At 61.2% G+C, this 23,895-nt stretch carries 24 protein-coding genes; 16 read left to right on the top strand and 8 right to left on the bottom strand.

The genetic code is table 11. The annotated features are described in order from the left end of the window. The first annotated feature begins 27 nt into the window (after positions 1-27). Positions 28-357 (top strand): hypothetical protein, encoded by a 330-nt coding sequence (locus P0111_05260; GenBank protein ID MDF0643415.1) that lies wholly within the window; start codon positions 28-30, stop codon positions 355-357. 106 nt (positions 358-463) lie between these two features. Continuing rightward, positions 464-1,303, top strand: coding sequence for a hypothetical protein (locus tag P0111_05265; GenBank protein ID MDF0643416.1), 840 nt, complete (start codon positions 464-466; stop codon positions 1,301-1,303). 11 nt (positions 1,304-1,314) lie between these two features. Here the strand turns inward: P0111_05265 and P0111_05270 are convergent, their stop codons facing one another. Then, entirely contained in the window at positions 1,315-1,632 is a 318-nt protein-coding gene (locus tag P0111_05270) for a tetratricopeptide repeat protein (protein ID MDF0643417.1), read from the bottom strand. A gap of 137 nt (positions 1,633-1,769) precedes the next feature. Here P0111_05270 and P0111_05275 point away from each other — a divergent pair, with 137 nt between their 5' ends. The 7 genes from P0111_05275 to P0111_05305 all read left to right on the top strand — a co-directional run bounded on the left by P0111_05275 (position 1,770) and on the right by P0111_05305 (position 8,545). Next, positions 1,770-2,714 (top strand): histone deacetylase, encoded by a 945-nt coding sequence (locus P0111_05275; protein ID MDF0643418.1) that lies wholly within the window; start codon positions 1,770-1,772, stop codon positions 2,712-2,714. Between the two features lie 121 nt (positions 2,715-2,835). Beyond that, a complete protein-coding gene (locus P0111_05280) occupies positions 2,836-3,714 on the top strand; it encodes a sulfurtransferase (GenBank protein MDF0643419.1) in 879 nt (292 codons plus the stop codon). Between the two features lie 91 nt (positions 3,715-3,805). Beyond that, positions 3,806-4,147, top strand: coding sequence for a small metal-binding protein SmbP (gene smbP / locus P0111_05285; GenBank protein ID MDF0643420.1), 342 nt, complete (start codon positions 3,806-3,808; stop codon positions 4,145-4,147). A 133-nt stretch (positions 4,148-4,280) separates the two neighbouring features. Continuing rightward, positions 4,281-5,069 (top strand): acyltransferase, encoded by a 789-nt coding sequence (locus P0111_05290; protein MDF0643421.1) that lies wholly within the window; start codon positions 4,281-4,283, stop codon positions 5,067-5,069. Between the two features lie 82 nt (positions 5,070-5,151). Next, positions 5,152-5,712, top strand: coding sequence for a YqgE/AlgH family protein (locus P0111_05295; protein ID MDF0643422.1), 561 nt, complete (start codon positions 5,152-5,154; stop codon positions 5,710-5,712). Positions 5,713-5,848: 136 nt separating this feature from the next. Beyond that, on the top strand, positions 5,849-7,093 hold the full coding sequence (locus P0111_05300; protein ID MDF0643423.1) for a PDZ domain-containing protein: 1,245 nt from the start codon (positions 5,849-5,851) through the stop codon (positions 7,091-7,093). A 102-nt stretch (positions 7,094-7,195) separates the two neighbouring features. Next, positions 7,196-8,545: a DUF3422 family protein gene (locus tag P0111_05305; GenBank protein MDF0643424.1), complete on the top strand. Its 1,350-nt coding sequence runs from the start codon at positions 7,196-7,198 to the stop codon at positions 8,543-8,545. Between the two features lie 12 nt (positions 8,546-8,557). On the opposite strand, the gene P0111_05310 is transcribed toward P0111_05305, so the two are convergent. Then, on the bottom strand, positions 8,558-8,761 hold the full coding sequence (locus tag P0111_05310; protein MDF0643425.1) for a hypothetical protein: 204 nt from the start codon (positions 8,759-8,761) through the stop codon (positions 8,558-8,560). Between the two features lie 72 nt (positions 8,762-8,833). Next, positions 8,834-11,668 (bottom strand): excinuclease ABC subunit UvrA, encoded by a 2,835-nt coding sequence (gene uvrA / locus P0111_05315; protein ID MDF0643426.1) that lies wholly within the window; start codon positions 11,666-11,668, stop codon positions 8,834-8,836. 204 nt (positions 11,669-11,872) lie between these two features. Between uvrA and P0111_05320 the strand changes: the two genes are divergently transcribed. Then, positions 11,873-12,448, top strand: a complete 576-nt coding sequence (locus P0111_05320) for a hypothetical protein (protein ID MDF0643427.1) — start codon at positions 11,873-11,875, stop codon at positions 12,446-12,448. A 131-nt stretch (positions 12,449-12,579) separates the two neighbouring features. Here P0111_05320 and P0111_05325 read toward each other — a convergent pair whose 3' ends face one another. The 4 genes from P0111_05325 to P0111_05340 are packed head-to-tail and all read right to left on the bottom strand — an operon-like array spanning position 12,580 to position 16,234. Then, positions 12,580-12,918 (bottom strand): DUF3147 domain-containing protein, encoded by a 339-nt coding sequence (locus P0111_05325; protein ID MDF0643428.1) that lies wholly within the window; start codon positions 12,916-12,918, stop codon positions 12,580-12,582. 12 nt (positions 12,919-12,930) lie between these two features. Continuing rightward, positions 12,931-13,950 carry a hypothetical protein gene (locus P0111_05330; GenBank protein MDF0643429.1) on the bottom strand — a complete coding sequence of 340 codons (1,020 nt, stop codon included), beginning with the start codon at positions 13,948-13,950 and terminating at the stop codon, positions 12,931-12,933. A gap of 7 nt (positions 13,951-13,957) precedes the next feature. Continuing rightward, positions 13,958-14,668: a hypothetical protein gene (locus P0111_05335; GenBank protein ID MDF0643430.1), complete on the bottom strand. Its 711-nt coding sequence runs from the start codon at positions 14,666-14,668 to the stop codon at positions 13,958-13,960. Between the two features lie 9 nt (positions 14,669-14,677). Continuing rightward, positions 14,678-16,234: a TolC family protein gene (locus P0111_05340; GenBank protein ID MDF0643431.1), complete on the bottom strand. Its 1,557-nt coding sequence runs from the start codon at positions 16,232-16,234 to the stop codon at positions 14,678-14,680. 158 nt (positions 16,235-16,392) lie between these two features. On the opposite strand from P0111_05340, the gene P0111_05345 reads away from it, so the two are divergent. Then, positions 16,393-16,710, top strand: a complete 318-nt coding sequence (locus tag P0111_05345) for a hypothetical protein (GenBank protein MDF0643432.1) — start codon at positions 16,393-16,395, stop codon at positions 16,708-16,710. Positions 16,711-17,037: 327 nt separating this feature from the next. Here P0111_05345 and P0111_05350 read toward each other — a convergent pair whose 3' ends face one another. After that, entirely contained in the window at positions 17,038-18,420 is a 1,383-nt protein-coding gene (locus P0111_05350; GenBank protein ID MDF0643433.1) for a M28 family peptidase, read from the bottom strand. 299 nt (positions 18,421-18,719) lie between these two features. On the opposite strand from P0111_05350, the gene P0111_05355 reads away from it, so the two are divergent. The 5 genes from P0111_05355 (at position 18,720) to P0111_05375 (ending at position 23,861) form a co-directional block, all read left to right on the top strand. Further along, on the top strand, positions 18,720-20,780 hold the full coding sequence (locus P0111_05355; protein ID MDF0643434.1) for a thioredoxin domain-containing protein: 2,061 nt from the start codon (positions 18,720-18,722) through the stop codon (positions 20,778-20,780). 16 nt (positions 20,781-20,796) lie between these two features. Next, positions 20,797-21,081 (top strand): hypothetical protein, encoded by a 285-nt coding sequence (locus P0111_05360; protein MDF0643435.1) that lies wholly within the window; start codon positions 20,797-20,799, stop codon positions 21,079-21,081. After that, positions 21,078-21,857: a hypothetical protein gene (locus P0111_05365; GenBank protein MDF0643436.1), complete on the top strand. Its 780-nt coding sequence runs from the start codon at positions 21,078-21,080 to the stop codon at positions 21,855-21,857. Before P0111_05360 ends, P0111_05365 begins: the two co-directional genes overlap by 4 nt. A gap of 266 nt (positions 21,858-22,123) precedes the next feature. Beyond that, positions 22,124-22,423 (top strand): RNA-binding protein, encoded by a 300-nt coding sequence (locus tag P0111_05370; GenBank protein MDF0643437.1) that lies wholly within the window; start codon positions 22,124-22,126, stop codon positions 22,421-22,423. Between the two features lie 145 nt (positions 22,424-22,568). Further along, positions 22,569-23,861 (top strand): DEAD/DEAH box helicase, encoded by a 1,293-nt coding sequence (locus P0111_05375; protein ID MDF0643438.1) that lies wholly within the window; start codon positions 22,569-22,571, stop codon positions 23,859-23,861. Positions 23,862-23,895 lie beyond the last annotated feature (34 nt).

The following is a 23,895-nucleotide window of genomic DNA, read 5'->3' on the forward strand; positions in this document are numbered from 1 at the left end:
TGACAATCCCCCCATCTTGAGATCGACATGACCGATCAAGAACTTAATCGCGCCGTACAGTATGTCATTGCCAGTACGTCGTACGGCCGAGACACGGTGGAATCCGTTCTCAGAACCGGCTTTCGGGAGTTGACGGAACTCGCGTTTCAGACGACTCGGCGCTTCGAGCGGGACTCGCTTCTGGAATACGTCTCGCAGTGGACCATCAGGCAGACCAGACAGCCGGAACCATTGGTTCGAGAGATTCTGGCATGTGCCGGCCGCTGGATGGATGAGGTGTGTGAAGAGGTCTCCAGGCGCGACTCCGAAGCGAGCCGATCGACGCCCGATGAGCACGAGGGTACGGAACTGACGTGAGTCCCGGTCCGGCGCGCCGCTAGGGAGGCTGCCGCTCCGTTCCTTGCGGTACCGAGCGCATTGGTCGCTCACGAAGTTCTGTCCCCGAATCCATCCTGCGCACTCCATGGCTCGCTTTCGTCCCAGACAGACAATCAAACTGGTCAACGGCCTCCTCCATACCAGAGTCGCAGCGGAGGCCACGCTCTGGACCGATGAGCCGGTGCTCCCCCTCGAGATTCGGGAGCGATACGCCTCGCTGCAGCGGGAGTGCCGCGATCACTCGAGTCGCCTCCGGCTGGGGCGGCTTCTCCATCGGCTGACTCAACACGATCATGGTGTTCGGGAATCGGCTCTCGCGGAGATGGAACTGGCTTCGCAGTTGATTCGTGTCGGTGCCGCCGTCACGTTTCTACCCGAGTCCCAAGCGAAGACCGCGGATTTCGAGTGCCGTATCGGCCCGGACCGATTCTTCGTCGAAGTCACGGCGATGGTCGGCTCGAGCACGCCGCGGCGGAGCCGAGTGGCCGGGCTCACTGATGGGGAGCATGAAGCGCCGGACCGAGGCGCGCTCCTGATTCATCGCGTGCTCGCCCGTATCCGGCAGAAGGCCAAGCAACTGGCTGACTATGCCGATCCAGTCGTTCTCAGCCTTTCGATCCCCCGGGCGGAACTGGAAGGGGGCGGCCGCATCCGGCGAGAGATTGTCAGGCTCGACCTGAGGGCGCTCGCCGGCTCGGCGACCATGCTCTTGACCAAGCTCCGACACCTGAGCGCGGTCTTGATCACGCTGTGGGACGTGGAGCCTCTTCCGTTCGGTGCCGCGACCCGGTTGGTCAACGCCGATGTGCACCAGCGGAGCCGGCGTCAGACCGGCCATCCGCGTGTGAAGCTGTTCATCCGGAATCCTTCCGCTGCGACGCCGTTGACGGAATATCAACAGAACTCGTTCGATCAGTTGCTGTGAGGTGTGGAGGATCAGGCAGGCAGGGAACCCTTGAGGCTCTCAAGGTTCTTCGTGACCATCGCATCGCCGTTCTTGGCTGAGATCTCGATACCCGTGGCGGCAATGTCCCGGCACTCGGCGTACCGACCCAATTTATGCAGCGACTGGGCAAGAGCGTAGTAGGCGGCCGAGTACCCCGGCTTGACGGTGATGCATTGGCGTAACGCCGTCACGGCTTCCTCGAAATTTCCGTCGTCCATGTAGGCCTTCCCCAAGCCGAACCACGCCACGTCATCGTTCGGATCCATGGCAAGGACTTTCTTCAGGGGGTCGATTCTGGGGTTGGGCATTGGCCGCTCCGGCTGTTGTGGCCGGACGGTAGCATGAGGCGGCGCTCATTGTCTATGCGCGACGGCGCGTGCTAATCTCAACACCTGCGCGTCTTGCACGATGGCGCGCAGCGCGCGATGTCTTGTGGATACTCATTATGGGCAGGACAGGGCTTGTCTATCATGCCGCCTATCTCGATCACGACATGGGGTCTGGGCATCCCGAGTCGCCCAACCGGCTTCGCGCAATCATGCAACAATTGGAGCATGGCGGGACGGCTGCTCGACTCTTCAAGATCGAACCCAGAAAAGCGGAGCATGAATGGGTGACGCAAATCCACGACAGCCGTTACGTCGCGGCCCTGGAAGGCCGTGCGCCTGCGAGTGGACGAGTGGCGCTCGATCCAGACACGTCGATGTCGCCAGGGTCGCTGGAGGCGGCATACTTAGCAGCGGGCGGGGTGCTGGCGGCGGCTGATGCCATCTTGGCCGGTCGTGTCGACCATGTATTTTGCGCCGTGCGGCCTCCCGGCCATCATGCCGAGCGTGATCGCGCCATGGGGTTTTGCCTGTTCAATAACGTGGCGATCGCGGCGCGATACGTTCAGAAACGTCACGGCCTCACGAGAATTTTGATCGTCGACTGGGACGTGCATCATGGGAACGGGACGCAGCATAGTTTCGAAGAAGACCCGACCGTACTATTTTTCAGTACGCACCAGTATCCGCATTATCCGGGAACCGGACGTGCCACCGAGCGGGGAACGGGAGCCGGAGAAGGCTTTACCGTCAATGTTCCTATGGAGCAGGGCGAAGGGGACGAGGCCTATCGGGACGTATTTCTGAAGTCCCTGGTTCCTGCGGCGAATGCGTTCCGGCCGGAGTTTGTGATCATCTCGGCCGGATTTGATGCACATCGAGAAGATCCCCTGGCCGGTATGGAACTGACCGAAACCGGCTATGCGGAGCTGACCGGCATCGTTGCCGATATTGCCAAGCGGTATGCCAAGGGACGCATCCTGTCTTGCCTGGAGGGAGGCTATCATTTGCCGGCGCTGGCGGCCTCGGTGGAAACCCATGTCCGAGCGCTTCTGGACGCATAAGTGAAGGAACTCGCTGCGCTGACCTGTACGGTTGCGGGGTGTGTGGCCGGACCGATGTGAGCATCTGTGCAAAATGGCTGATTGAAAGGCTTGAGGCACCAGCAGAGGATTGAGGAACGTTATGACACATCCGCTACTGATCGATACGGAAACCTTGCAGAGCAAATTGGGCCGTCCGAGGCTCGCCATCATCGATGTCCGAGGGAAGGCGGCATACGAATTCGGCGGCCATATTCCGGGCGCCGTCAATTCGACCTGGCACGAATACAGCGACCCGAACGCTGTGGCGAAAGGACTCCTGGATCCCGATTTGCCCAGGATGCAACAGCGGATCCGAGCACTGGGCATCAGCAGCGACAGCGAGGTCGTCATCTATTCCAATCCCTTCGACAACTGGGGAGATGAAGGGCGCATGTTCTGGATGCTCGAGTATCTTGGGCACAAGAATCTGCGGATCCTGGACGGGGGATGGGTCAAGTGGGTCGATGAGCGTCGCCCCTTTGAGCACGGGCGTGTCGGTGTCCAACCCGGCACCTTCGTCATCCAGATCAACAAGGACGCCGCGATTGCGAAAGACGAGCTCCGGGCGCTGGTGAAGCAGCCCCATCCGCGCGTCACCATCGTAGACGCCAGGAGTCTGGAGGAGTTTCTGGGCAAGGAAGTGTCCGGTATCCCTCGCCCCGGCCATATCCCCTCCGCCATCAATATCGCGTGGAACGGCTTCCTGAATCAGAATGCCACGGTCAAGGAACTCGATCTGATTCGCACGAGCCTGGAGGAGAGGGGCTTGTATCCGGACCAAGAGGTCGTCTGTTATTGCACCGGCGGCGTTCGATCGGCCTGGCTGTACGTGGTGCTCAAATTGGCCGGCTTTCCGAAGGTGCGCAACTATGCCGGATCCTGGTGGGAGTGGAGCCGGGATTTTGCCTGCCCGGTGGAAAAGGATTTTCAAGGCCTTCAGAAGGTTCTAGGGATCGACGCTCCGACCAGGCCGTCTTGACACTCAAAAAACGGCTGTGTAAGGTGAACACATTAGCGGTCCTTATCCATCTTTCTCGCACATCGAGCGGATAACCATAAGAGGAGGTCCCATGATGGTCACAATCCGACGCGGAACGCTCTTGATGGCAGCTGCGGCACTGCTGGCGATGCCGTTGGTTGCTCACGCAGACAACAAGCATGTCAGTGAAGCCGTCGAACACGCCAAAGAGGCGGTGGCGCATGGCAAGCAGGGGCATGCGGACGCTTTGACGAAGCACGCCGAAGGCGCGCTGAAGCATGCGCAGGCCGCCCAGAAGGACACGAAGAACCCGCACCTGGACGAGGGAGTCAAGCATCTTCAGGAGGCGGTTGAGCATGGAAAGGCCGGACATGCCGACGTGGCCACGAAGCATGCCGAAGGCGCGGTGACGCACCTGTCCGAGGTGAAGTAGGCCGCGCTGAGTATTTTCCGTTACCGGTTTCCGGATTGCAATTTGGAGCGGGCAGGGATCGTGATCCCTGCCCGTTTCTGTCTCAGGGGTGGAGCCGGTGACCCCTCCCGCGGTCGAGTGAAAGGAGTCTGTCGTGCGCATCGGCTACTACCAAAGCAATCCGGAATTCGGCAAGAAGTCCGCGAACCTCGACGCGATCTCCGCCAGGCTCGACGCCGTCGAGGCGGACCTGATTGTGCTACCGGAACTCTGCCTGTCCGGATACCAATTCATCTCGCAGGCTGAAGTCCGCGAACTGGCCGAACCCATTCCCGACGGCCCCACCACCGCAAGGCTGATCGGGATCGCACGCAAGAAGCATATGGTCATCGTCGCGGGGCTCGCGGAGCGGACCGGTGGCCTTCTGTATAACTCCGCGGTAGTGGTCGGTCCTAAGGGCTTCATTGGATCCTATCGGAAGACCCATTTGTTTTTCGAGGAGACGCTGTTCTTCGCTCCCGGTGACACGGGCTTTCGCGTCTGGGACATCGGCCAAGCCAAAATCGGGGTGATGATCTGTTTTGACTGGTACTATCCGGAATCGGCGCGCACCCTGGCCCTACAAGGCGCCGATATCATCTGCCATCCGTCGAATCTGGTCTTGCCGAACTGTCCGGATTCCATGCCGGTCCGTTGTCTGGAGAATCGCGTTTTTTCCGTGACGTGCAACCGCATCGGCTCAGAGTCTCGTGGGGGGAAGACGCCGCTCGTGTACATCGGCAGCAGCGAGGTCGTCAGTCCGCGAGGGGAGATCCTCCACCGGTCGCCACGCGATCAGGAAGACGTCTGCATCGTCGAGATCGATCCCGCTCAGGCTCGGGATAAGGCCCTCACTCCATATAATGACCTTCTTCGTGATCGACGGGAACCTCTTTACAAGTAGCAGGGTGAAGTTAAGGTCCAACTTCAGCCTGACTCGGCGGCGCGTCTTGCGTGTGACGGGACGGCGCGATAGGATAAGCCATATGCAACTCCCTCTAGGCAAGGGCATTTTCCTGATCGCGGCTCCGACGCTTCGTGATCCGAATTTCCGCCAGACCGTGGTACTGCTGTGCGAACACGGTGCGGATGGCGCGTTGGGAGTCGTGGTGAATCGTCCGACCGCCATGTCCGTGTCGGAGGCCTTGCCTCACGTACCCGTGCTGGAAGGGCAACGGCACGTGCTGTTTTCGGGGGGGCCGGTCCAGCCGAATCAAGTGATGTTGCTCTATCGGCTGAACCAGATGCCCGATAATTCGCACCACGTGTTCGACGGTGTCTGCCTGGGGGGCGATGTCGAACTCGTCGATCGGATTCTCACCGCCAGTCAAGGGCGAGAGGCGTTTCGCGCGTATGTCGGATATTCAGGCTGGGGGCCTGGACAGCTTGAGTCGGAAATGAAAACCGGGTCCTGGATCACCATACCGGCGGATCCCAGCATCGTTTTTGAGAAGGATCCGTTGCGTATCTGGCCCGATATCGTCAGCACATTGGGCGAAGAGTACCGGCACTACGCCGACATGCCCATCGATCCTTGCCTGAACTAGTCTGCCCCCGCCGTTCGTCCTGACACGATTGAACGTGACGTTCCGCCGTAGAACTCGCCGCATCATCGATCGATGCCTCCGAGACCTTTCGTCCGCGCGTTGCAGCGACCTGTACCTCGATGATACGCTGCCGCCGATGCGACGGTCCGCGGCTGCACAGCGAAGCCGGCTTCTCCTCAACATAATGGCGGCGGTCGGCATCATCACAGGCTCGTCTGGGTGCGGCGTGGCGTATACGATCGTCAAATCGGAGTCCAAGCTCGATCGTCTGTCGGTTCCGATGACCAAGACGCAGGTTGTCGAAGAAATCGGCCGGCCCGACCGGGTCCTGCGGGACGACGGCCGGCTGCTTGTCTGGGAATATTCGCTCACGGCGCGCAGGCAATGGTTGTACGAACTTGCGCTCTGTCCCATTTCGGTCTGGATCGGCGGGTGTCTCTTCTATCCGTTTACCAATATCGCGGCGGACCAGCAACGGGAATATCCGCATCACGTGGTGATGGTGAACGAGGAACTCTGCGCCTGGGGCCCCCCCGCCGCCATTCTGCAGCGGAGGAAAACCTGCGCCGCGACCGGTGTGCAGGCCATGCAGACGGTCAACGGCCGCCTGGAGCCCGTCGTGACCGGCAACGGCCCTATCGATCGCGAGAGCATCGATCGCTATCGAACGATGGCCGTCATGCTGTTCGAAGACGCAGCCGGCGCGCGCGGATCCGGCTCGCGCGTGACCGGGATCGTCACGACGTTGATGCTCGATCTGGACATCCACATGGTGGAGCGGGCCAAGCTGGACGAAGTCTTGAAAGAGCAGGTGATTCAGCTGACCCATGCAGACGACGCCAACGTGTTGAAGGTCGGAAGGCTGGTCGGCGCGCAGGCCATCATCGTCGGCGAGGTGCAACAATGGGAGCGGCGACCTCAGGACAGGATGCACAGCGTATCGTTGGCTCTGCGCATGATCGACGTCGAGACCGGCCTCCTGCTGTTCAACGGCGAGGGCCATCTGACGGACCCCACAACCGACGATCCCGAGGGTTCCGCGCGGCTGATCGTCCACCGGATCCTTGCGCGGTTCGGCGCGCAGACCGGACTGCTCGGGTCCGGACGGATCGGCGTGAACTGGGAGCTGCTCGAAGAGCGGGGCGCGCGCTTCTATCTGGTGCGCGAGCTCCGCAGCGGGCTGCCTGCCGAGAAGGCAGGACTCAAGGTCGGCGATCGAATCGTAGCCTGCAACGGAGCGTCCTTGACGACCGCGAAGAACGAGCGTGACGCCAAGCGTCTGTGCCAGGTGCAGGCGGGCGAAGTCTTGGAACTTGACGTGCAACGAACCGACGAGCCGTTGCGTCTGATGGTCAAGGCGGACAAGCGGCCGGGATTGTAGTCGGCGGGTGCCGATGGAGCCGCTGAGGGAAGGACCACGTCGTGATGACCGTAAGGGGGAGCGATGACTGAACGAGAGTCCTCACCGTCCGGAACCGAGGCCATGCTGAAGAGACTCCACGAGCGGCCGCAGACGCCGTTGATTGAATGGCTCAGGGCTCCTGCCCACGTCCATTACATGGCCTTCCGGATGTCCGATCCTCCGGTGCAGCGGAAGGCCAGCCGGGAAGAATTCCAGTCCATACTCTCCGCCTTTTCCGTGCCGGATGAACAGGTGTTCCTCCACGAAACGTTCGGCTATGGAGTCAAGGAGACGGCGACCGGAGAACGGTTGATCGCCGTCTGGCAGGCTCATACCGAGTATTACAATTACCAGCTCTGGCATCTGCCTCTCCCGACGTGGGCTGAGACGTCCTTCGGTCCTTTGACCTTTCCCGGCTATCAGTTCCCCGTGACTCCGCTCGGCGCGGAAGTGTGCCGTCTCGACATCCTGCTCGCTTTGGACACGGCGCCGTCGCGCGAGCGCTTGCGATCGCTGTTGCCGGGGCCGGTGTTGTACGGGAGCCGGATTCTCGACGAACAGACCACCGTGGTGACGAGCTTTACCCCGGATGAGCAGGGGCGCGAACGGTATTGGGTAAGCGTCGGACAGCCGCAGAGGGTCGCATCGCGTCTGAAAGATATCGTCGATGCCATCGTCCGGATCGAGACCTACTACCATCTGTTGCTGATGCAGAAGCCCTTGTTCTCCGCCGCCGTGGATCAGATATATAAATTCGAACAGGTTCACTTGAAGCAGCGCGAAGTCATCAGCAGTCATATCGGCCACGCGGATTCGCAAACACTGCAACGCTGGCTGAACAGCCTCACTCAGGATCTGCTCAAGACGAATCGCATCGCCGGCCGGCTTCACTTTGAATTGTCCGCGTCTTTGCCGTACGACAAGATCGTGCATGCCACACTGAGTTCCTTGGCCGAGCGTCCCCTGGACTCCTATCGGCCTGTGTCCGACTATGTGCTCGGCGGCATTACGGGTGTGGCGGAAGGCTATCAGCAACTGCTCCGTCGAATCGACACCCTACGAGCCGGCTTTGAAGGCATCATTTCGATCATCCGGGCGCGTGTGGATCTGATTCTTCAGGCGCAGAATCTCGCGCTTCTGCAAAGCGTGGACAAGACCACGAAGAGCCAGGTGATCCTCCAGCATACGGTCGAGGGCCTGTCGGTGATCGTCATCGCCTATTATCTGGCAGGATTGGCGGGATACATTCTCAAGGGGCTCTACGAGGCGGGATGGATCAAGAACGCCAATATCGCGTCGGCGGTGTTCGTTCCCATCGCCATCGGGGTGGCCTTTCTCATTACCACTGTCAGCAAACAGTATCTGCACAAGCGATTATCCGGTGGGCATGCGCCGCAAGAAGAGAACAAGGACGAACAGAAGACAGAATGACGACCTTGCCGCCTATCGGTAAGGCCATGGTCGCTCATCACCTTTCAAGACTCCCTTGAACGGCCGCAGCCCCTTGCTGAGCCGTTGTTCTTCGACGAGGAGCGACAAGCCTTTGTCGATCGCTTCCTGCTCGGAAGCTACACGGAAGTATCGCTTTGCCGCGTTGATCTTACGCTGGTCCAGCACGAGATGCTTGTGTTTGAGCGCGACGCCCATGATATCTCCGTTATGTACATGAAGTATAGTCATGCACCTCAGGAAACGGCAGCAGGGGCACTACCGCTGCTCTCATAACGCTTTTGCCAAGAACCGTCCGGTGTGAGACGCTGTCACTTTTGCCACCTGCTCTGGCCTTCCCTCGGCCACGATCCGGCCGCCGGCTTCGCCACCTTCCGGCCCGAGATCGACGATCCAATCGGCGGACTTGATCACGTCCAGGTTGTGCTCGACCACGAGCACCGTATTGCCCGCATCGACGAGTCTGTGAAGGACCGCCAACAGTTTCTTGACGTCGTCGAGGTGCAGCCCTGTCGTCGGTTCGTCCATGATGTAGAGCATGCCTGGGGACTGGCTCCGCCCATGGCGGTGCCTGTCTTTGTCGGTTCCCCTCCGATGCCCATCCCCATTCATAGCCAGCTCGGCGGCGATCTTGAGCCGTTGGGCCTCGCCACCGGAGAGGGTCGTGGCGGATTGTCCCAGGCGCAAGTATCCCAAGCCGATGGAGGAGAGCAAATGCAGGCGTTCCTGCAGCTTGGGCACACCTGAAAAAAACGATAGGGCTTCGGCCGCCGTCATCGCGAGCACGTCGGAGATGTTCTTCCCTCGATGGCGGATGGCCAGAACGTCGGGCTTGAATCGTTTCCCCTCACACACTTCGCAGGGCACATAGATATCCTCGAAAAAATACATTTCCAGCTTTTCCACGCCGCTGCCTTCGCAGCGTTCGCACCGCCCGCCCGCCGCATTGAATGAGAAATGTCCCGGCGTGAAGTTCCGGCGCAACGCGTCTCGCTCGGAGGCGAACAGCCGTCTGATCTCCTCAAACGCCTTCAAATAGGTAATGGGATTGGATCTCGGCGTCCGTCCGATCGGCTGCTGGTCGATCAGCCGGACGCCGTTGAGATGCTCGATCCCTTTGATTGCGGAGAACCGACCCATCGGCAGCGACTCCACGCGAAATGCGCGGGCCAGCGCGCGATACAGGACGTCTTCGACCAACGTGCTCTTGCCGGATCCCGAGACTCCGGTGACGCAGATCAGCATGTGAAGCGGCAGCCGGACGAGGAGGTCTTTCAGGTTGTGTTCGCTGGCGCCGGCAACTACCAGCAGTTTGCCGTTACCTCGACGGCGTATTCTCGGTACCGGAATCTGCTCCTCGCCGCGAAGGTAACGCGCTGTGATCGCATTCCGGTCCGACAAAAATTCCTTCGCCGGAGCGGCGCAGACGACTTCCCCTCCCTTCTCGCCGGACTGCGGCCCCAGCTCCACGATATAGTCGGCGGACTCGATCATCCGGCGGTCATGCTCGACGACCACGACGGTGTTTCCGGCTGTCGCGAGATCCTTGAGAATCTCCGCGAGCAGGGCGGTGTCTCGTGCATGCAATCCGATGGTCGGCTCGTCGAGGACGTACAGTGTCCCGACCAACCTCGCGCCGAGCTGGTTGGCCAGCGAAACGCGCTGCGCCTCGCCGCCGGATAGGCTTCTGGTCTGCCTGCCCAATGTGAGGTAGCCGAGCCCCACCCGCGCCAGGAATCCCAGCTTGGCCCGCAGGTGTCTGAGCAGGTCCGCGGCGATCCCCATCTCGAACGGCCTCAAGGTCAGGTCGTTCAGCCATGCAACGACAGCATCGACCGTCATCTCGGCGACGTGGTGGATGTCTTTGTCGCCGACCTTCACAAAGCGGGCTTGGGGCCTCAGGCGGCTGCCGTGACAGCTCGGGCAGCTGACGGGCGTGCGATAGCGGCTAAGCAGGACCCGGACGTGCAGCTTATAGCGCTTGCCTTCCATGTACTTGAAGAAATCGTTGATGCCGTCGAAGGACTTGTCGCCCTTCCAGAGGAGGTCCCGGATCGCCTGAGACAGGTTCTTGAAGGGCGCCGAGATGTCCACTCTCTGTCGCTTCATGGCCAGCAACATCTGCTTCTGCCACCAGTCGGTGCCGGCTTTGCTCCAGGGTTCGACGGCCCCTTCGGCCAGGGATTTGCCGTGATCGGGAATCACCAGTTCCGGATCGTATCGCAAGACGTTACCGAAGCCTTTGCATTCGGGACAGGCGCCGAGCGGGTGGTTGAACGAGAACAAAACGGGCCTCAGCGGCTCGAATGTCCGGCCGCAGCGCTGACAGAGAAACCCGCTGCTGTAGGTCTGTATGCCGCTGCCGATCGCTTCGACGGCGCACCGGCCCTCCCCCTCTCGAAATGCGGTTTCCACGGCCTCTGCGAGACGCGACCGGTTGTCCTGTCCAAGGACGAGGCGATCGAGCAGGACGTACAGGGCGCCTCCTGTTCGAGCAAGCGACTGCGCCGCGTCGTGCAAATCGACGACCTCCTCTCCGAGCTTGAGGCGGGCGTAGCCTCTGGTCAGTAGGGCTTGCCGGAAGTCCTGTTCCTGCTTGGCGGTTGGCGCGTCGATTGGGAACAGGATCATGGCCCGTGCGCCGGAGAAACGGGCGAGCAGGTCATCGACCACCGTGTCCGGATGAAAGGCCCGGGCTTCTAGGCCGCAGTCCGGACAGATCGGTTTGCCGATTTTGGCGAACAGCAGGCGCAGCAGGTCGGCGATCTCGGTGGATGTCCCCACGGTCGAGCGGGCGGTGCGCACCTGGTTTTTCTGCTCGATGGCGATCGCCGGGCGAACGTTGAGGATGCGGTCGACGTCGGGGCGGGAGACTTTTTCCAGAAACATCCGCGCATAGGTCGAGAGTGATTCGACGTAGCGCCATTGCCCCTCGGCAAACAGCGTGTCAAAGGCCAATGAGGACTTCCCCGATCCGGACAGCCCGGTCACGGCGGTGACGCGATCGTGAGGCAGAGTGAGGGAAATATTCTTGAGGTTGTTTTGCCGCGCTCCTTCGACGATCAGGCTACGGACCGTGGATTCGGGCTCTATAGGCGGCGACACGCGCTCCTCCTGAGTCGGGCAAGACCGGTCATCCTAGCAAGAGCCGTCGGCGTCTTCAATGAAGCTGTCCGGAACGGAGAGGAAAGAATGCCGCTTTGTCTTGGGGATTCCCCCGCTGAATGAGAATATGGGGCGGTGCGCTTCGCAGGCGCGTATCACATGACGGGGCCGGCGCGCCACCAGACGGGAGGAGCTGCGATTCGTATGGCACGGTCTTCTACGCCCGCTGATTATCTGAGCCTAGGCCGACGGTTAGCGGTCCTGCTCGGCTCCAGCCTGGAAGGGCAATCCGGCGAGGCCCTGAAGGAATTGGCGCGGGCCTACGACCCGTCGGCGAACGAGGCCCGCGTCAGCGCCGAGGTCTTTCTGTTCCACAAATATCTCGTGGTGCAATCCTGTGTCGGCATGTTTCCAGAATCCGAGGTCGAGCGGGTCATTGGGGGGTTGTTTGCCGCCTTGAACGAAAAGGCCACGACGTTGGAGTTCAGCCGGGAACGGCAGCATGCCATGGAGCAGATGTGGCAGATGCGAGCCAGACAATTCGACCGGCCCTTTACGGTGGACCGGGAGCAGTTCATCCAACAGGAGCAGGACGGCATCTATTGGAAGCACTCATTGACTAGATTCTGTCAGAACGTGCTGGAATTGGATAACCCTCCGGACATCTGGGCCGGGGGCATAGGTCCGTCGCACAAGGCCAGCGCGGCCGTCACCGACACCATCGAGCAATTGGTATCGGCGATGAGAGAGTTGAGCCGCCTGCACTTCGGTGCCTGCTAGTCTCGCTTCCCTCTTGATCGCCTGTTCCTCCAAACGATACAGCATCATCCCTCATTACCCGGAGCCGAGGCCCGAAGCTCGGGTCATTCACATCACACTGAACGCAAGAGTCTCAAGAGGCGGGCAAGCGGTCATCGCAGGGTTATCCTTAGGAGGGCGATACCCATCATATACAGCGTCAGCGATATGGTGGCACCCGGCCAGAATCCCAGGCGCGGAACTCCGACGATCATGCTGACGACGTAGACGATCCACGGCGGGACGAACCACAAGAGGTTCTTTGCATAGCCCACGAGAGAGTCCGTGCCGTCGTTCAAGTAGATCAGAAGAAACGTCGCGCCGGTAATGGCCGGAAACGTACTGGCGAAGGCAGCCAGAAAGGAACGTCCTTGTGAGCCCAAGTAGGTCGACAGGCTGACGATGGTACCCCCGAGCAGGAAATACACGCCGTACTTGACGAGTTCGTTCACGACAGATTCTCCTCAATAGCCGCGGAACGCTTCCATGGCTTCCCGTTCGATCGCGTCGCCTTGTCCCGTATACCGCGGAGAATAGTGAAAGACGACCAGATTCCGTACCCCGGCCTTGCGCGCCATGGACCCGGCTTGCCGAGCCGTCAGATGATAGCGGTCAAAAGCCTTGGCCGCATCGGCGTCGAGATAGGGGGACTCGCAGTAGAGCGTATCGGCCTCATGCGCCAAGGCGACGATCTTGGCCTCGTTGTCCGGATCGAAGCGGGTGTCGACGACATAGACGATTTTCTGTCCGCGCGAGATCGTGAGAAACCGCTCCTTCACATCACCCAGGAGGAAGTCGCGCTCTTCGCGCCGATGCTCGTCATACAACGTGGCGGTGAAGGGGAAATCGTCGGATCGGCCCTGCCAGATGTGTTGCTTGACGTCCTTGAGCCACGAGCCGACAGGCAGGCCCTCGTCGTGGAGCCGCTGCTTGTTCACGTTGATGTGAAACTGCTCCTCCAGCGCGTACGCAAACGATGGAATCCGGTGGTTCAAGGCAACGGCACGCACGGTGAACATGGGATCTTCGAGGACCATGAATTGACCGGTTGAAAGATCCGGCGTCAGGGAGGAGGAGGCCTCCTCCTCCGGGGCGAAACCGTCGCTTGCGTGAAAACGCGTCCTCCGGACCTGTCGGGCATGGAACTCTCGGACGTCCAGGCTGAGGGGATAGCCGTCCACCAGGTTCCATGTGTAGCCGCGGAGTTTCCCGTCCACATTATCGATGAGGCCGGGAGGACCGAACAGACGCACAGTCTTACCCCGCCCGAGGGCCACGCGTAGGACCGCATCGAATCCGATGAAGTGATCCACGTGCGTGTGCGAGATGAAGATGTCGCCGGCCCGCAGCAGCTTCGTTGGCCCCAACCTGTCGTTCCGGCCGAGGTCGAAGAGCAACGCCCGTCTCGACCAGCGCACGTCCACGTACACGCCGGGATCGCCGAACACATCGTTGACGAGGTAACTGGAAAATGACGGATTCATGCTCCGCTCAACCCAGGAGCACCGACCGTATGACACTATACATGACGAGGACCTCGACTGCATGCGCGGTGATCGGCACATACAAGTTGCGCGTCGCGACTTGAAGCGCGCCCCAAATCGCCCCGTCCCAAAGGGCGATCCAGTGAAGCTCGCGGAACGTGTGCGTCATGAAGGGGTCGAAGGAAAATGTCAGCGCGCTGAGGCCGACGGCGAGGCTCGAGCCGAGCCGGGGGTGGCCGGCTCCGAACGTTGTGCTCCCCAGCGACTGCAAGCGGCCGAGCAGGAAGCCGCGGAAGTTGAATTCCACGAAGAGCGCGATGCCGCAAATGAGCCATGGCAGCATCAGGTAGGCCGGGAGCCGGGCGTGCGGTGTTTGTGTGAGGAAGGTGATGTCGTATCCGGTCCGCGGAACGCACCAGAGAATCACGAACGAATTGAAGGCGCCGAGCAGGCAGCCGACGGGCAATCCTCTCAGGACGCCCGCGGCGAGCTTGGCCGGTTCGAGGCCGAAACTGGCCACAAGCCGGGGATTGCGGGCCGCCCACAGGAGGCAGGCCAGATAGCCCAACAGCTGTGGAATGAGCTGGACCGGCGGTTGATCTTGGAGTCGGGATGAGAGACTGTAAAACGCAACCGTTGCGACGATGGGGAGCAGCGCGACAGCGGCTCCCCGTTCCGCGCCGCGATCCTGAAGGGACCGATCCGGCTGCGGCGCCATTGCAGGCGGCTACTGCAGTTCGAGATGATAGCGGTCGAGTGTCGTCGCCTTGTGCCTCGTGAGGTTGGACAGGGATTTGTTGTAATCCACCGTCGCGCGCAATTCGTTGCCCTGCGCCGTCGCGAGGTCCCGCTGGAAGTCGAGCACGAAGCGGGTCGTGCTGAGGCCGACCTTCAGACGCTCTTGCTCCGCTTGGAGTTGCTTCTCGGCCATGATGCGGGCGGAACGAGTGGTCTCGATCCGTTTGAAATCCGTCTGGACCCGCCGCACCGCCTCCCGAACGCCCACGATGATCTGTTGCCGCACGCTGGCCAGGGCGGCTTCGGCATTCTTGGCTTCCAGCTGGCGTTTGTTGTAGGTGCTGATGGCCGAGCGATTGCCGAGCGGATAGCTCAGGACGAGGCCGGCGCCGTAATTATAGAAATCTCTGCTGATGTTCTGCTCGCTGGTGCCCTTATAGTCGCCGCCCAAGCCGAGCAGTCCCATAGTCCCTTGAAACGATAGGGTCGGGAGCAGCTGGTTCTTCGCGAACTGTTTGTTGAGTTCGCCGGAGTCCAGGTTCTTCTTGGCCTGCACGATCTCAGGCCGTTGATCGATCGCGATGTCGATCGCCTCCTGGAGACTCAGCGGTTCCAGCACCGTGACCGGCGGATCAGTCGGAGTGAGGCGGACGTCCAGCCGCAGGTCTTCTTCGCCCGGATTCAGCAGGCGGCGGAGCTGGTCTTCCTGGTCGCGGATGGCTTTTTCAGCGACCAGCACCTGCTCCACGCGCGACGCGACGGCGGCCTCGGCCTGCAGGACATCCACGATGGACATGACGCCCGCCTTCGACTTGGCCCGGTTGCTGGCCAACAGCTCCTGCGCGGCTTTGAGGGCGGCTTGCGCCACCTTCAGATTCTCGTTGGCAAAGACAAGTTCCCAATAGGTCTGCTCCACCGTGGCGATGACGGTCAACACGCGATCGCGAAAGACATGGTGCTCCACATCGGCGTTGTTCTGGGCCACCTTGATGAACGTCTTATTGATGTCGATGCCGGCGTTCCGGAGCAGCGGTTGTGTCAGGGTCATGGCCAAGCTGCTGGTATAGGCTGGGTTGTACAAGAACCCCTGGGCGACCTCCGGGTTGACGTTGGTTCGCGTCGGAGCATAGTTCAAATCGATATTGCCGCCGGTGACAAGGTTGGTGACCGCGTCGACCGTCACTTGGGTGACCCGCTGATCGAATACTTGGATATTGGTCAAGTTGCCCTGGGTTCCGCCGAACACCGGACGATTGAGGGGGCTGGCCGAGCGGTTGTACTGTCCGTTGACGCTCAAGGTCGGGTCGAATTTGGCCTGCTCCACGGTGATGTCGGCGAGCCGGCTCTCTTTCGTCTGGCGGCTGATGCTGATGTCCAGATTACTCTTCAACGCTCGGAGCGCCGCGTCGGCCAGTGAAATGGCCTCTCGTCGCTCTTCCGGCTGAGTCTTCAGATCGTCCGCGCCCCAGGCTGGTCCGGCCGCCCACGTCAGACCGATGCCCAGAAGCACCGGGCATGCCCTGGACACTTTCGATCTCTGTGTCATAGTTCCCCCTTTGACTGATCGACAGGGAAGGTGTCCCATACTATAATGGGTTTATGCAGGGTTGTCATGAAGTTCCTTCACCCACATCCTTCTGGGTCACCGCCTCCTGCGTTTTGCTGATCTGCAGCGCCGTGGGATCGTCGGCTTGGGGGCAAACGGTGTCTGGCGTACGAGGGTTCGACGGAGGTGTCGCGCCGCTCTTCAATTTAGTCGGGCCGGGGAGTTTGTATATCGACAACCAAGGGACGCAAGGGTACATGTACAACCCCGGGAATAATTTCCAATCCTTCAGCTTCCGAAACCCCACGACGAGCCAAGCGTGGAGCGGCGCACTCACGACGTTGGGGCCGCAGCTTTCGATCGGCCTGATTCAAGGGGCCAACCAAGTCGGCTCTCCTATCGTGCTTCCCCCACCTCCTCGAAGGACGGCTCCGCTGCCGCCCATCGAATCGACAGTTCTCGACGAAATCCCCTGATCAAAGATGAACCAGCCTGGTCGGATGACCTGGTTCCCGGCAGCCGATAGCCCGTAACATGAGCGGTCGCTACTGAAGTGTCCCGTAAGTTCCAGTAATAATCCGTTCGCCCTGAGCCTGTCGGAAGGGCGCACACTTTCAAGGAGTTTCGTTCATGGTTCGGCAGGCCTGTCCTGAGCCAGTCGAAGGGCTCACCACGAACGAACTTCTGGGACGCCACGCTAGTGTCCTGAGTCTCAAGTTCACATGATAATTCTTGGAGCCAACTGTTTGACTGATGACAACTTTATGCCCCGGACTTATTCCGCGCATTTCAGACTCCGGACGCTAGCGAGAATCCGCCAATTGCCAGACCAGTGCGAGGACGTAGCGGGCCGCCAATTGCAGGATTTCTGGGTTGATCGTCTCCGGCGCATCGGTCGGCTTGTGATAGTGGAGGTGGGGTCCGCCGCTGACGACCGTGACGGTTGGCACTCCAGCCTCTTTGAAGGGCACGTGGTCTCCGCCGGGGAAAAACCCGAATAAATCTAATTGCTCCGCGAGGCCCGCCGCCTGCCCCGCCTCTTGTGCCGCCCGCTTGTCGAAACCGGTGACTCCGACCGTCAGCCGTCCGTTCCCTATGCCGGCATGATCGACATTAATCATGCCGATGGGTTTCATGGGATCTCTTGGGCGACTGTTCACGTAGAGTTGTGAACCAAGCAGGCCCTGCTCCTCTCCGCTGAAGGACACGAAGGTGACCGTGCGGGCGGCCCGTAGGCCGGATTCCATGAGCACCCGCGCCACCTCCAGCACGACGGCGGTGCCGGAGGCGTTGTCGTCCGCTCCAGGAAAGAGCAAGCCCGCCTGCCGTCCGAAGTGATCGCGATGGGCGCCCAGGATGACGGACTGTTCCTTGAGGTCCGGTTGTCGTCCTGGGATGCTGGCGACGACATTGTAGAGCGGACCTGACGTGCGCCAGCTGTCCCAGGCCATACGGACCACAGAGCCGGTGGGCTGCGAGCGCGGGCTGCGGGATTGATTCAGACCCTCTTGCAAGGCGCGCAAAGGTTGATCTCCCGGGACCATCGACGAGAGGAGGTGGTCCGCGAATGCCGGACTGATCCAGGCGCCCGGCAGCGGGAGAATGCCGCCCTGGCGACCGTAGAAGGCGCTGGGGGCGGCCGTCATGCCCCGGCGGACTTCGTACTGATTCAATATCGGACCGGTGACCGTTAGAAAGGCGACGGCGCCGTGTTCGCGGGCGATTCGCTCCTTCTCCGCATGAGAAACGGGCGCCGGATAATGGTCCGGCTTGCCCCGCATGAAGAGCACGACGCGGTTCCGCACATCGAGACCGGCGTACTCGTCGTAGCCGCCGGCCGGATCGGAAATGCCGTAGCCGACGAAGACGACCGATGCGGTCACGTGGACCGGGGGGGAGTCGAGAATCGGAAGGTAGTCAGCCGGCGCACGGCCGATGGTCGTGCCTCGAGCGGTCGAGATCTCCAGGTGCGGATCATCGCCGATCACGTAAACGGGCACGGACGGAGCCGGCTCGCGCGTGGAGGTCGAAGAATCAGCCGTCTCGGAAGGAAGCACGGGATCGACGGTAAGGCGCAGGGCTGCGAAACGCCCCGCCACCCATGCTGCAGCCCGTACATCGCCGGCGGTGCCGGTCTGGCGTCCTTCAAACGCCTGTCCGCTGAGCGTTTGGATGTCGGCCAGCATGCGCGTGCTCGAGATGGAACCCAACGCCGTGGACAAGGAACCAGCGTCGCTGGACGAAGCGACAGGATGAGATCCAGCCGGCGCTGCGGTCGACGACAGCGTCAGGACAATCAACCAGGACCACCGGTCGACCCAGCGCCGTTTCGCTGAGCTGATTGAAACGGAGGGGAAGGACAATTTCATGCGGGTGTCGACGAATCGATCTGCTATCTTTGAGGGACTATAACATAGGGATGGGTCCCCATCGCAGTCTCTCCGGTCGGTTCCCTACCATCGAAGCGCCGAAAGAAGGAGCCCCAGTGAAGCCGCAGTCTGCCGATCATCCGCCCAATCGTCTGAACGCCGAGTCCAGTCCCTATCTCAGGCAGCATGCCGCCAACCCCGTGGACTGGTTTCCCTGGGGAGAAGAGGCGCTGACGCGGGCGAAAGCCGAAGATAAACCGATCCTCCTCTCCATCGGGTACTCGGCGTGCCATTGGTGCCATGTGATGGCGCAGGAGTCGTTCGAACGAGCCGACATCGCCGCGCTCATGAACCGGGATTTCATCAACGTGAAGGTGGATCGCGAGGAGCGGCCCGATTTGGACGAGATCTATCAGAAGTCGGTCCAAGTGTTTACAGGTCGCGGCGGCGGATGGCCCCTTACCATGTTTCTCACGCCGGACCAGGAACCGTTTTACGGAGGCACCTACTTTCCGCCGGCGCCCCGTCACAATCTTCCGGGGTTTCCGGACGTCCTGCGGGGGGTCATCGAAGCCTATCGCCACCATCGCGGTGAAGTCGCGAAGCATGTGGAGCGCGTCAAGACGGGGTTGCTCCGGGTCGGATTACCGAAACGCTCCGATGAGCCGTTGACCGAGCGACTGCTGCAGGAGGCAGGACAAGAATTGCGCTGCCTCTTCGACGATGTTCATGGAGGTTTCGGCGACGGGCCGAAGTTTCCGACGGTCTCGCCGCTGAATTTCATGTTGAGGTCTTCGGCCTGTCCTGAGGACGAATCGCTCCGGCGGAAGGTCTTGTTCCAGCTGAGGAAAATGGCAGCGGGCGGGATTTACGACCATCTCGGCGGCGGATTCCACCGGTACTCGGTGGACGGTCGGTGGATGGTGCCGCATTTCGAGAAAATGCTGTACGACAATGCTCAGTTGGTGCGGGTGTACCTGGACGGTTGGCGGCTGACCAAGGAAGCGCGGTTCCGGCATGTCGTCGAGGATACGCTCGAGTATGTTCGCCGGGAATTGACCGATCAGGACGGCGGCTTCTTCGCCGCACAGGATGCGGACAGCGAGGGCCGCGAAGGAGCCTTCTTTGTGTGGGACCAGGTCGAACTCATGGCGATTCTTGGCGCTGATCTCGGTGGGGAATTTTGCCGAGCCTACGGGGTGACGGAGGGCGGGAATTTTGACGGGCAGAACGTACTGCATCGGTTGGGCGGACTCGAGGCTTCCGCGGACGAGGCGGAGCAGTCTGACGCGTTCTTAAGACCGGCGCGAGCGAAGGTATTGGCCGTTCGTGATCGGCGTCCCAGACCGGCGCGCGACGAGAACAGGTTGACCGGTTGGAATGCCATGATGGTGTGCGCCTTCCTCGACGCCTATCATGCCTTCGGCACGACGACCTATCTGGCGACCGCCGAGCGGGCGCTGACCTTCCTGGTGGACTATGCCTATGCGGATGGGCGGGTGTACCGGACGATCACGTCCGGGCAAAGGCGACTGAATGGATATCTGGACGATGCGGCTTGGTTGGCAACAGCCTGCCTCGATGCATTTGAAGCGACCTCGCACCGATGGTACCTCGAACAGGCGCGCGAGATTGCGCATGCCGCTCTTAGACACTTCTGGGACGATGCGGCGGGGGGATGCTTCTTCACGAGCCACGATCACGAGGCCCTGCTCCAGCGGATGATGTCGGGGACCGACAGCGCCCTGCCCTCGGGGAACGCCGTCTTCGCTTCCTTGCTTCTGAGGCTCTTCTCTTTCACCGGAGAGGAAGGGTATTATGAGCGGGCGCGGCGGATCGTGACGCTGTTCCACCGAGCGATGGCGCAGAATCCATACGGCGCGTCGGCCATGTTGTGCGTCGCGGACTGGCTCCTGTCCCAGCCCAAAGAGGTGGTGGTCATCGGATCGCGGGGCAATCCGTTGACGGAGGCGCTCTTGACGACGGTGCATCAGCGCTACCTGTCGAATCGGGTGGTGCTGGCGGTCGATCAGTCGATGCAAGCGAGTGGATCTCAGTTGCCGCTGGCTGCCGGAAAGACGGGCATACAGGGGAATCCGGCGGCGTATGTCTGTCATGGGCGGACCTGTTCAGCCCCGGTGACCGAGCCCAGAGAACTCGAACGGTTGTTATCATAGATAAGGAGCGACAGTCGTGGCAGGCGAGGCGGGAAAAGGAATTTACGACCATCTGTACCGGCGGTTCTTTGAGCGCCGCAACACCCATCAGGGGTATGATTTTCACCACGCGCCCGGCGGCAGTGTCCGTCCCCCGCTGGTGACCTTTCGCGACAAGCTGCACTGGTGGACGTGGAACCGCTGGCAGCGCCGAAAAGAGATTCTCCGGGAGAGGGATCGGCGTCAGTGGGACATCATCGATATCGGGCATCCCCGGTCCATTGCGACTCTGACGAGCCAACGGAAAGCGTCCGAATCATGAATCGGCGCAAGATCAGCGGCTACGTCAGTCTGGTGATGCTCGAGACCATCCTCAGTCAGGCGGCTGTCCTCCCTGGGCCGGCCCAGGCGATCCAAGCGGAGACGACGACGGAGAAGGAAGCCAACCTCAAGGGTCAGATTACCGGCGGCTTGTTTAACCGCTGGACCTTCGATCACCAGCGTCCGGCCGAAACGCCGGCAGAATTTTCCCAACTCACCTCCGGCGGTGAGTCCGTGGGAACGTGGACGATCGAGTCGAATCTCGGGGCTCCGTCGCCTCCCAACATGCTTAAAGCCGTGGCCTCGTGTAAACAAGAGGTCTGCTACCGGATGCTTGTGGCAAGCAAGCTGCAGTACGAATATCCCGACGTCTCGGTTCTTCTGAGTTTCCCTGCCGAGGGGGGGACGGGGCAGGGAGGGATCGTCATCGGCCTGAAAGATGCGTCGCAATTCTATGCCGCGATCGTCGACCTCTCGTCCAAGCGATTGGAGGTCGTCCGGGTGGTCGATGGGAAGGTGACGGTGTTGGGGCAGACCGCCATCGTTCCCAAGAGCGTGGACTGGCATTCACTCAGAATTCAACGAAACACAATCATCAGCAAAGATTTCATCGAAACATTTTTCGATGGTTCCTTGGTCCTCTCCATTCAGGACCATTCGCTCGGACTCGGCGAGGTAGGATTGGTGCTTTCGGGAAATTCATCCTTGTATTTCGACAGCTTGCACGCGATCCCGCTGTTTTCCCAACGGCCCCTGTCCTCGCCGGCTGCCTACTGACGCGATCGAATGGGCCAGCGATCTCGCTTGATGCTTGCAATTCTCTGCCGTTGTGCGGTACAGTCCAAAATCGTAGCGCTGCGAAAGGCCTGGTGGCGCGACAGCGGAAAGTGACAAGGCCTGATACCTGATGTTGTTTTGGTTCTGCCCGGGGATCTGATCGGAAGCCAGACCTAAGTCGCCATCGTGTTTGCGTCTTCGGCCCATTCCTTCCTCGCCTCTGCTCAAGTCCAAGACAACACCTATTTTCTCAAAGGAGGAACCCAATGGGTTCGAAGATCTATGTTGGGGGTTTGCCGTATTCCACGACCGAGCAGCAACTGAGCGACTTGTTTGCTGCCCATGGGGCGGTGGCGTCAGCTCGAATCATCACTGATAAATTCACCGGACAATCACGCGGTTTCGGCTTCGTGGAAATGTCCAGCGATTCGGAAGCGCAGGCTGCAATCACCGCGTTGAACGGTACCCAACTGGGCGGCCGCACGTTGACGGTCAACGAAGCTCGCCCCCAGGAACCACGCTCCGGCGGCGGAGGCCGCGGCGGGTTCGGTGGCGGCCGGCACTAAGTCCGCGCCGTAGTCGGTTCATGTCGGGGCCGTCGTGTCGATGGCCCCGTTCTCTTCCTAGAATTGCCCATCCTCACGATGCGTCTCTCGACCGTGTGACCGGTCGACTTGCAGTCCCGGGAAGTCAATCCACAGAAGGAGTGCTATGTTTACGTTTGTTCAGATGGATCTATCCCCTTTTCTTGCCCAGCGTCTGCAGCAGGCCGGCATTACTGTGCCGACGCCGATTCAGCAGGCAGCGGTGCCTCCCGCCCTCGAGGGCCGCGATGTGATGGCTCAGGCCAAGACGGGCAGCGGCAAGACCTTGGCGTTTCTGTTGCCCATGATCGAGCGGGCTCTGCGGCCCGCGACGGGACCGGCGCAGGGGCGACACCCTCAGTACCTGATTCTGGCCCCGACCCGCGAACTGGCGCTCCAGATCGAGACGGAGTTGCGTAAGTACGCTCCGCCGTCCGTGACGTCGCTTGCCGTGTACGGCGGGACGCCGATCGAGCGCCACTACCGCGCGCTCAGGCGGCCGCCGGTGGTCGTGGTCGGAACCCCCGGACGGTTGTTGGATCTCGCCGGCTCAGGCCATCTCCACCTGGGCGCGGTCACGTGGCTGGTCATGGACGAGGCCGATCAGATGTTGGATCGCGGTTTCCTGCGGGACATCCAGCGCATCCTCAGCCTGTTGCCGCGCGAGCGGCAGACTTTGCTGTTCTCCGCGACGTTTTCGCCGGAGATCCAGGAACTCGCCAGGAGCATGCAACGCGACCCCGCGCGGATCTCGGTCGATCCCGGCGTCAGCAGCCCCGCCACGATTACGCATGCCTACTACGTGGTGCCCGCCGAGCAGTCGCGCACGCAGCTCGTGCACACGTTGCTGCAGTCCGTGAAGGCGGGCGAGCGGTCGATGGTCTTTTGCGACCAGAAGTACAAGGTGCGGCGTTTGGCCGCGAAACTGGGCGGAGAGCCGGCCTCCGTCGGTTCGATCACCGGGAATCACAGTCAAGCGCAACGGGAACGCACGCTGGGTGCATTCCGCTCCGGCCGGATCCGCTCGTTGGTCGCGACCGACGTGGCGGCACGCGGCTTGGACATTCCCGACGTGGCGCAAGTGATCCACTATGAGCTTCCCGGCAATCCGAATTCATACGTGCACCGGACCGGCCGGACCGGGCGCGCGGAGAAGGAGGGAGCCACATACCTCATCCTCTCGGAGGCGGAGGAGCGGGAGTATTTGCGGATGGTGAGACAGCTGCGGATCCAAACCAAGAGGCTGCCGCTGCCGACGTTTGCCGCCTTGCCTCCTGCGGTCGCGCTTTCGCACGGCGAGCAGCAGCCGCACCACCGGCATCGCCGTCGAAACGAACCGATCCATCGGGCGAACGGGAACGGTGACGGGCTGCATCGTCGAGCCGTGTTGCCGGTCCGTTCGAGCGGATTCGGGCGCTGACGGCTGCGTACTGGTACGGCAACGGCGGTATCGC

Origin of the sequence: Nitrospira sp. (genome assembly GCA_029194535.1) — a bacterium.
Classification (GTDB): Bacteria; Nitrospirota; Nitrospiria; order Nitrospirales; family Nitrospiraceae; genus Nitrospira_C.

Bases quoted from the DNA above. Each gene is read 5' to 3' on its own strand.
- P0111_05260 (MDF0643415.1), top strand. From the start codon at position 28: ATGACCGATCAAGAACTTAATCGCGCCGTACAGTATGTCATTGCCAGT.
- P0111_05265 (MDF0643416.1), top strand. From the start codon at position 464: ATGGCTCGCTTTCGTCCCAGACAGACAATCAAACTGGTCAACGGCCTC.
- P0111_05270 (MDF0643417.1), bottom strand. From the start codon at position 1,632: ATGCCCAACCCCAGAATCGACCCCCTGAAGAAAGTCCTTGCCATGGAT.
- P0111_05275 (MDF0643418.1), top strand. From the start codon at position 1,770: ATGGGCAGGACAGGGCTTGTCTATCATGCCGCCTATCTCGATCACGAC.
- P0111_05280 (MDF0643419.1), top strand. From the start codon at position 2,836: ATGACACATCCGCTACTGATCGATACGGAAACCTTGCAGAGCAAATTG.
- smbP (MDF0643420.1), top strand. From the start codon at position 3,806: ATGATGGTCACAATCCGACGCGGAACGCTCTTGATGGCAGCTGCGGCA.
- P0111_05295 (MDF0643422.1), top strand. From the start codon at position 5,152: ATGCAACTCCCTCTAGGCAAGGGCATTTTCCTGATCGCGGCTCCGACG.
- P0111_05300 (MDF0643423.1), top strand. From the start codon at position 5,849: ATGCGACGGTCCGCGGCTGCACAGCGAAGCCGGCTTCTCCTCAACATA.
- P0111_05305 (MDF0643424.1), top strand. From the start codon at position 7,196: ATGCTGAAGAGACTCCACGAGCGGCCGCAGACGCCGTTGATTGAATGG.
- P0111_05310 (MDF0643425.1), bottom strand. From the start codon at position 8,761: ATGGGCGTCGCGCTCAAACACAAGCATCTCGTGCTGGACCAGCGTAAG.
- P0111_05320 (MDF0643427.1), top strand. From the start codon at position 11,873: ATGGCACGGTCTTCTACGCCCGCTGATTATCTGAGCCTAGGCCGACGG.
- P0111_05330 (MDF0643429.1), bottom strand. From the start codon at position 13,950: ATGAATCCGTCATTTTCCAGTTACCTCGTCAACGATGTGTTCGGCGAT.
- P0111_05335 (MDF0643430.1), bottom strand. From the start codon at position 14,668: ATGGCGCCGCAGCCGGATCGGTCCCTTCAGGATCGCGGCGCGGAACGG.
- P0111_05340 (MDF0643431.1), bottom strand. From the start codon at position 16,234: ATGACACAGAGATCGAAAGTGTCCAGGGCATGCCCGGTGCTTCTGGGC.
- P0111_05350 (MDF0643433.1), bottom strand. From the start codon at position 18,420: ATGCTGGCCGACATCCAAACGCTCAGCGGACAGGCGTTTGAAGGACGC.
- P0111_05365 (MDF0643436.1), top strand. From the start codon at position 21,078: ATGAATCGGCGCAAGATCAGCGGCTACGTCAGTCTGGTGATGCTCGAG.
- P0111_05370 (MDF0643437.1), top strand. From the start codon at position 22,124: ATGGGTTCGAAGATCTATGTTGGGGGTTTGCCGTATTCCACGACCGAG.
- P0111_05375 (MDF0643438.1), top strand. From the start codon at position 22,569: ATGTTTACGTTTGTTCAGATGGATCTATCCCCTTTTCTTGCCCAGCGT.